At 74.1% G+C, this 7,079-nt stretch carries 6 protein-coding genes and 1 pseudogene; 4 read left to right on the top strand and 3 right to left on the bottom strand.

Annotated elements, in window-relative coordinates:
* Nucleotides 1–149: 149 nt before the first annotated feature.
* Nucleotides 150–1,205 (bottom strand): LLM class F420-dependent oxidoreductase, encoded by a 1,056-nt coding sequence (locus tag AB0D31_RS34200; RefSeq protein WP_362730685.1) that lies wholly within the window; start codon nucleotides 1,203–1,205, stop codon nucleotides 150–152.
* A gap of 170 nt (nucleotides 1,206–1,375) precedes the next feature.
* Between AB0D31_RS34200 and AB0D31_RS34195 the strand changes: the two genes are divergently transcribed.
* Both AB0D31_RS34195 and AB0D31_RS34190 read left to right on the top strand, forming a co-directional pair.
* Nucleotides 1,376–2,359, top strand: a complete 984-nt coding sequence (locus AB0D31_RS34195) for an aldo/keto reductase (protein ID WP_362730682.1) — start codon at nucleotides 1,376–1,378, stop codon at nucleotides 2,357–2,359.
* Nucleotides 2,356–4,812, top strand: coding sequence for an ATP-dependent RecD-like DNA helicase (locus tag AB0D31_RS34190; RefSeq protein ID WP_362730679.1), 2,457 nt, complete (start codon nucleotides 2,356–2,358; stop codon nucleotides 4,810–4,812). The genes AB0D31_RS34195 and AB0D31_RS34190 overlap by 4 nt, the downstream gene beginning before the upstream one ends.
* Nucleotides 4,813–5,000: 188 nt before the next feature.
* On the opposite strand, the gene AB0D31_RS34185 is transcribed toward AB0D31_RS34190, so the two are convergent.
* A complete protein-coding gene (locus AB0D31_RS34185; protein ID WP_362730676.1) occupies nucleotides 5,001–5,678 on the bottom strand; it encodes a hypothetical protein in 678 nt (225 codons plus the stop codon).
* Between the two features lie 47 nt (nucleotides 5,679–5,725).
* On the opposite strand from AB0D31_RS34185, the gene AB0D31_RS34180 reads away from it, so the two are divergent.
* Nucleotides 5,726–5,914 carry a DUF5703 family protein gene (locus AB0D31_RS34180; RefSeq protein WP_005319466.1) on the top strand — a complete coding sequence of 63 codons (189 nt, stop codon included), beginning with the start codon at nucleotides 5,726–5,728 and terminating at the stop codon, nucleotides 5,912–5,914.
* Nucleotides 5,915–6,005: 91 nt separating this feature from the next.
* On the opposite strand, the gene AB0D31_RS34175 is transcribed toward AB0D31_RS34180, so the two are convergent.
* Complete coding sequence (locus AB0D31_RS34175) at nucleotides 6,006–6,953, bottom strand: chaplin (protein ID WP_362730673.1); 948 nt, start codon at nucleotides 6,951–6,953, stop codon at nucleotides 6,006–6,008.
* A gap of 33 nt (nucleotides 6,954–6,986) precedes the next feature.
* On the opposite strand from AB0D31_RS34175, the pseudogene AB0D31_RS34170 reads away from it, so the two are divergent.
* Nucleotides 6,987–7,079: pseudogene (locus AB0D31_RS34170) on the top strand (glycosyltransferase family 2 protein); the annotation flags it as partial.

Here is a 7,079-nt window from a genome sequence, read left to right as displayed (position 1 = left end):
TGCGTCACGATGCGCAAGCGGCCGCTGCTCCAGTCCATCGTGGTCGGCCGTCCGCGCACCGAGGCCCACCACGGCCGCAGAGACATCCTCGTGAGCGCCCTTCAGCGCCTTTTCGGACCCCCTTGAGCGCCCTTGCGCCAGGCCTGCGCTTACGCGAGGCCCGCGCGCTCCAGCGCCTCGGTGCCGGCGCGCAGCGAGGCAAGCCGCTCGTCCAGGGTGAAGCCCGCCGGGGCGAGGGTCAGGGTGGTGACGCCGGCGGCGGCGTACGCCTGCATCCGGTCGGCGATCCGTTCCACCGAGCCGAGCAGCGTGGTCGAGTCGATGAGCTGCTGCGGCACCGCGGCGCCCGCGCCCGCCTTGTCGCCGGAGAGGTACTTGTCCTGGATCTCGGCGGCCTCCTTCTCGTACCCCATGCGCTGTGCGAGCTGGTTGTAGAAGTTCTGCTTGCGGCTGCCCATGCCACCGACATACAGCGCGGTGTACGGGCGGAACATGTCGGCGAGGGCGGGGACGTCCGCGTCGGAGCCGAGCGAGATCGGCAGCGTCGGACAGACGTCGAAGCCGTCCATGGTCAGGCCGGCCTTCTCGCGGCCCGCGCGGATGTGGGAGAGCGCGGTGGCCTCGATGTGCTCGGCGGCCGGGAAGATCAGCAGCGCGCCGTCGGCGATCTCGCCGGTCTGCTCCAGGTTCTTCGGGCCGATCGCGGCGATGTAGAGCGGGATGTGCTCGCGCTCGGGGTGCACGGTCAGCTTGATGGGCTTGCCGGGGCCGCCGGGCAGCGGCAGCGTCCAGTGCTCGCCCTCGTAGGAGAGCCGCTCGCGCGTCATCGCCTTGCGGACGATCTCGACGTACTCCCGGGTGCGGGCCAGCGGCTTGTCGAACTTGACGCCGTACCAGCCCTCGGAGACCTGCGGTCCCGAGACGCCGAGGCCGAGGCGGAAGCGGCCGCCGGAGAGCGAGTCCAGGGTGGCGGCCGTCATCGCGGTCATGGCGGGCTGGCGGGCCGGGATCTGGAGGATCGCCGAGCCGACATCGATGCGCTCGGTCTGCGCGGCGACCCAGGCCAGCACCGTCGGCGCGTCCGAACCGTAGGCCTCGGCCGCCCAGCAGACGTCATAGCCGAGCTTGTCCGCCTCCTTGGCGACGGCGAGGTTGTCGCCGTCCATTCCCGCGCCCCAGTAGCCGAGGTTGATGCCGAGCCGCATGGCCGATCCCCTAACTCGTCGTGACCCGTACGCGGGCGACCACGCACCTGTCTTACTCATGAGTAACGTTCCTGTGTCCGGGACTCTAGCGCGCACGGGCGCGATGCGGCAGGGCCGAGTTGTCCACAGGCTCTCTCCCCGTGGGCCTCTGCCCAGTAATCTCAGCGCCCATGGAGCAGAGGCATCTCGGCCGCACGGGCCTGCGCGTATCCCGGATCGGGCTCGGCACCCTCACCTGGGGCCGGGACGTCGGCGAGCTGGACGCCGCCGATCTCCTGAAGGCGTTCTGGGAGGCGGGCGGCACGCTGATCGACACGGCCGACGTATACGGCGGCGGGGACGCGGAGTATCTGCTCGGCCAGATGATGGAGCGCCTCGTGCCGCGCCGGGACCTGGTCCTGGCGACCAAGGCGGGCAGCGTGCCCGACCCCGACCGCCGCTTCGACGGGTCGCGCGGCCATCTCCTGAGCGCGCTCGACGCCTCGCTCCAGCGGCTCGGCACCGACCATGTGGACCTGTGGCAGGTGCACGCCTTCGACTGCGAGACCCCGCTGGAAGAGACCCTCCAGGCGCTCGACATCGCGGTCAGCAGCGGTCGTGCTCGGTACGCCGGCCTCTCCAACTTCAGCGGCTGGCAGCTGGCCAAGGCCGCGACCTGGCAGCTGGCCGCACCCGGCGTACGCACCCGCGTCGCCAGCACGCAGATGGAGTACTCGCTGCTCCAGCGCGGGGTGGAGCGCGAGGTGCTCCCGGCCGCCCTCGATCTGGGGGTGGGCCTGCTGCCCTCGTCGCCGCTGGGCCGCGGCGTCCTGACGGGCAAGTACCGGCACGGCACGCCCGCCGACTCGCGCGGTGCGTCGGAGGGGCTTTCGGCATTCGTCGCGCCCTACCTCGACGACGCGGCAAGCCGGATCGTCGACGCCCTCTCGATAGCCGCGGACGGGCTCAACGCGACACCCCTTCAGGTGGCGCTCGCATGGGTGAGGGACCGTCCGGGAGTGGTGGCGCCGATCGTCGGCGCGCGCAACGCGCACCAGCTCGCGGCAGCATTGTCAGTGGAGGCCCTTAGTCTTCCTGACGAGATCTGCCAGGCGCTCGACGATGTGTCGGCGCCCGTGCACCGCTATCCCGATCAGGACTGGAGCACGCTGTGACTGCGCTTCCCCAGGGCCCGGCCCCTGGATCCACGGCCGACGAACCCGCCGAGCCCGCCGGCGAGGGCGGGAGCGGTGGCGGTGGCGTGAGCGCCGTGGGGCCCCAGTCCGACGGCCCGTCCGACGGTCACGACGGGGGCGCCGGAGGTGACGCGGCGGGCGACCTGAACGCCGACGCCACGGACGACGCGACCGAGACCCCTGACGACACCGGTGCGGGGGACGACACCACCGACGCAGCGGCCGAAACCACCGCGACCACCGACGACGCGGACGACGCTGCGGACGAGGCCGCCGACGACGCCGACGACGCTGCGAACGAGGCCTCCGACACCACCGACGACGCCGACGACGCGATCGAGACCGCTGACGCCACTGACGCGGCGGACGACACCACCGCGGCCTCCGACACCACCGGCGCCGCGGCCCCCGAAGTGTCCGAGGCCGCCGCCGAACTCGCGGCGCAGCGGGAGTTGCGGGCCAAGATCGAGCAGCGCAAGGCCGAGAAGGACGCGCCGATCCCGGCCGGCACGAAGCTGAGCGGGCAGGCGGCCGACCTGCTCGCGGCGGTGCGGGCCGTGGAGAAGGGCGAGAAGTCGGGGGCCGCGTTCTTCGCGGGGCCGCCGCCCGCCCCCCGCAGGGCCGCCCCCGGCCCGGCCCAGGACGCGGCTCCTGCCCGGCCCCGCGCCCCCGAACCCGCGCCCCAGGCGCCCGTCACGTCGGACGAGGCCCTCGCCGCCGTACGTGCCGTGCTGACCCGGGGCGGCGCCCCCGAGTCCCTGGCCGCGCAGGTCACCGGCGCGCTGGGCGAGCAGGCGGCCGAGCGGCTCGACGCCGACCCCTGGCAGCTCCTCGCGGTGCCCGGGGTCCGTCCCGAGCAGGCCGACGGCTTCGCCCGCGCGCTCCTCGGCGCGGAGTGCCGGCCCGACGACGAGCGCAGGGCCGGCGCGCTTGTGGGCTGGATCCTGGAGCAGGCGGCCGCGCAGGGCCACACCGCGCTCCCCGCCGACGACGTACGCAAGGCCCTCGCCGCCCGGTCCGTCCCCGATCCGGACGAGGCGGTGAACCAGGCCGTCGCCGAGGGCGTGGTGCTGGTCTTCCAGGACGGTGTCGCCGACGAGCCGGGCTTCGACGACGCCACAGCCGCCGATGTTGAGGACGGGGCGCAGGAGGCGGGCGGGGCAGAGCCGGCCGAAGCGGAGCCGGTCGAGGTGCTGCTCGGGCTCGACCGGTACGCGCTGGCCGAGGAGAGCCTGGCCGACGGTCTCGCCCGGCTGCTCAACGCGCCGGTGCGGGACGACGGTTCGGTGTGGCCGGAGACCGGGGAGCTGGTTCGCGCGGTCGCGGGCAGCGGCCTGGTGGCGCACACCGGCGGCGAGGCCGCGCGCGCCGAGTCGGCCGCCGTGGTGACGGCGGCCGCGGCCGCCGGGCTGCGGGCGGCGGGCGCGGCGCACAGCGCCGACGGGCAGCGCCGCCTGGCCGAACTGACCGGCCCCCTGGCCGCGTTCACCGTCGCGGGGCTGCTCTCCGGCGACGGTCCGGGGCGGGACGCGGAGGGCGCGCTCACCCTCGACGTCCTGGTGGTGCAGGACGCCACGCAGCTCGACGTGGAGACCGCGGCCATGCTCGTGGAGTCGCTGCCCGACGGCTGCCGGCTCGTCCTGAGCGGTGACCCGGGGGTGCTGCGCCCTGCGGGCGCCGGCCTGGTCTTCCACGATGTGCTGACCGCGCGGATCTGCCCCGTCGTCGCGTCGCGGATGCCCGACCCCGGGCCGGTCGGCGAGCTGGTCTCCGGCATCGGCATCGGCGAGCTGAACCAGGTCGAGGCCCCCGGCAAGGAAGTAGTGATCGTCCCCGTTCGGGACGCGGGCGAGGCCGTGCACCGTGCAGTCCAGCTCCTCGCCGACTCGATCCCGCGCGCGATCGGCATCCCCGCGGAGCAGACCCAGGTCATCACCGTCGGCCACGGCGGCTCGGCGGGCACCCGCGCGCTGAACGCGGCGCTGAAGCAGCGCCTAAACCCAGGCCCCGGCCGCTTCGGCGGTTTCGACCCGGCCGACCGGGTGGCGTACGCGCAGGCCCCGGGGCGCACGGTGACGGGGACGGTCGTCGGGGCGGACGCGGAGGGCCTGCGACTCGACTGCGCCGGCACGCCGGTGCTCGTACCGAAGGAGCGGGTCGAGTCCGCGCTGCGGCACGGCTGGGCGCTCACCGCGCACCAAGCGGCCGGGATGCGCTGGCCGGCAGTGGTCGTGGTGCTGCCGGGGGACGCGGCGCAGGGACTCAACCGGGCCTGGGTCTACACGGCGTTCGGCCGGGCCGAGCAGCACCTGTCCGTGGTGCACGGCGTCGACCAGGCGCTGCCCCGGGCGGTGGCGGAGGTCCTCCCGGCGCCGCGCACCACCCGCCTCGCCCCGCTGCTGCACGGCCTGCTGAAGCCCGCGGAGCAGTAGGAAGCAGGCAGCAGGCGCACACGGCGGAGGCCGCCACCCCCACGCACGGGGTGGCGGCCTCCGGCATGCCGACCGGGTCAGGACGGCCGGGTCAGGACGACCAGGTCAGGACGGCCGGGTCAGGACGACCGGGTCAGGACGGCCGGGTCAGGACCGCCGGTCAGGACGACCGGGTCAGGACGGCCGGGTCAGGAGGTGGTCCGCAGGCCGTCCTCCTCGTCGAGGTCGTCCTCCAGCTCCTCCTCGTCGAAGACGGCGCTCACGTCGAAGCGGCACACCACGCGCTGCGGGTCGGCGTGGTCGAACGGCGTACTGAGCCACTCCCCCGGCTCGGGAAGCTCGTCGGAGGCCGAGACCCACAGCGTGGAGTCGCCCTCCTCCAGGCCGAACTCCTTGTGCCGCGAGGCGATTTCGTCCGGCTCGTACTCGCCGAACAGCACGCCGAGCGCGGCATGGACGCTGCTGCCGACGACCGGCAGGGTGTGCTCGCCCTCGTCCGTCTCGTCCGCGGCCGGGTCGAGATCGGTGATCCGCTGCGCCTGGGCGAGCAGCCGCTGGGGCTCGGCCACGGCGTAGTCGCGCCGGATGAGGACGCTGAGGGCGTGCGGTTCCTCGGGGCCCGCGTAGGGCGGCAGCGAGTCGTCGGCCCCGGGGATCTCGAAGGGGGTCACCTCGTCGTAGCGGTCGTAGAGCCGTTCGTCGTAGGCCTCGGCCGCAGCCGCGAGCGCGTTGAAGGCCTCGTACACCGCCGGATCGTCGTCCCCGGAGCGGCGTTCCACCGCATCGAGGTGACGGTCCAGCGCGGCTTTGACCGCCTCGGCGGCGGCACGTACCTCGGCAGCGGTGGGCTGCTCAGCATCAGACATAGTGCAGACGCTATCCGTACCGGGGCTCTGCCCGCACAATAGATGCGATGCCGGAATACGAATTTGTCGACGTGTACGTTCCGCGCGGGGTGTCCCGCAAGGAGGCGACCCGTCTGCTGACCGACCATGCCGAGTACGGACACTGGGAGTTGGACCGACTGAGTCTGCACCGGGACGGCAGCCGTCGCGTACGGCTGCGCAGGCGGATCATCCGCCAGGTGCGAGCCACGTGGTGAGCACGTGGTGAGCACGTGGTGACACGACGGAGCGGGCCCCGCACGCGCGGGACCCGCTCCGTCACGTCCGCCGTGCGGCACGGCCACGGCCCTACTGTCCGGCCCGCCCGCGGCGGTAGAGCACCGCTCCGCCGAGCACCAGGCCGGCTGCGGCGGGGAGGGCGAGGCCCAGACCCCCGGAGCCGGTGTGCGCCAGCATGGCCGGGGCCTGCGCAGGCCCCGGGGCGGCGGTCACGGTCCGGGTGCCCGGGGTGACTACCGTGCCGGGTGCGGCCGGGTGCGCGGGTGCAGCGGGGTGGTGCGCAATCGGCCCGACCGGGTGTTGCGGCACCCCGGGCTGCCCCGGGTGCTGCTGCCCAGGCTGACCGGGTTGCCCGGGGTGCCCAGGCTGACCCGGGTGCCCAGGCTGACCGGGGTGCCCAGGCTGACCCGGGTGTCCGGGGTGCCCTGGCTGACCCGGCGTGCAGGGCGGCTGGTGCTGGCCCGGATGACCCGGGTGACCCGGGTGCCCGGGGTGGTGCGGCCCACCCGGGTGACCGGGATGCTGGGGCTGCCCCGGGTGCTGCGGGTGCCCCGGGTGCTGGGGGCGGCCGGGGCCCGTGCCCTCGTCGTTGGCGCAGTCGTTGCCGTACGCCGGGTTGCCGATGCCCACCACGTTCACGCTGTTGCCGCACGCGTTCACGGGTACGTCGATGGGCACCTGGACGGTGTTGCCCGAGCCGACCCCGGGCGAGTTCACCGTGTGACCGCCCGCGCTCGCTCCCGCACCGCGGTGACCGGTGCTCCCCTGCCCTCCGCCCCTGTTGGCACAGCTGTTGGCGAACGTCGGGTTGAGCGCGCCGATCACGTTGACGGTGTTGCCGCAGGCGTTGACCGGCACGTGCACCGGGACCTGGACGGCGTTGCCGGACAGTACGCCCGGCGAATCCGAGGCGCTGCCCCGGGCCGCCGAGTCGGCGTGCGCGGCGCCGCTGCCCATGGCGATGACGCCGCTCGCGGCCGCCATGGTGATCAGTGACTTGCGGGTGACCTGTCGCATGGTTCTTCCCTGCCTTCTGCCTTCCGGACAGCCCACTGCCCCGACGTCGTCGCCCACCACCACCCCGACCCGGCGCCGCGCGACGGCCGTTCGGTCAGGGTCCTGCGCAACGAACTGCTCACTGCC

This window comes from Streptomyces sp. NPDC048361 (assembly GCF_040651795.1).
Lineage (GTDB): Bacteria > Actinomycetota > Actinomycetes > Streptomycetales > Streptomycetaceae > Streptomyces.
The sequence above is the reverse complement of the archived record's forward strand: the minus strand, read 5'-3'. Positions and strand labels throughout refer to the sequence as shown.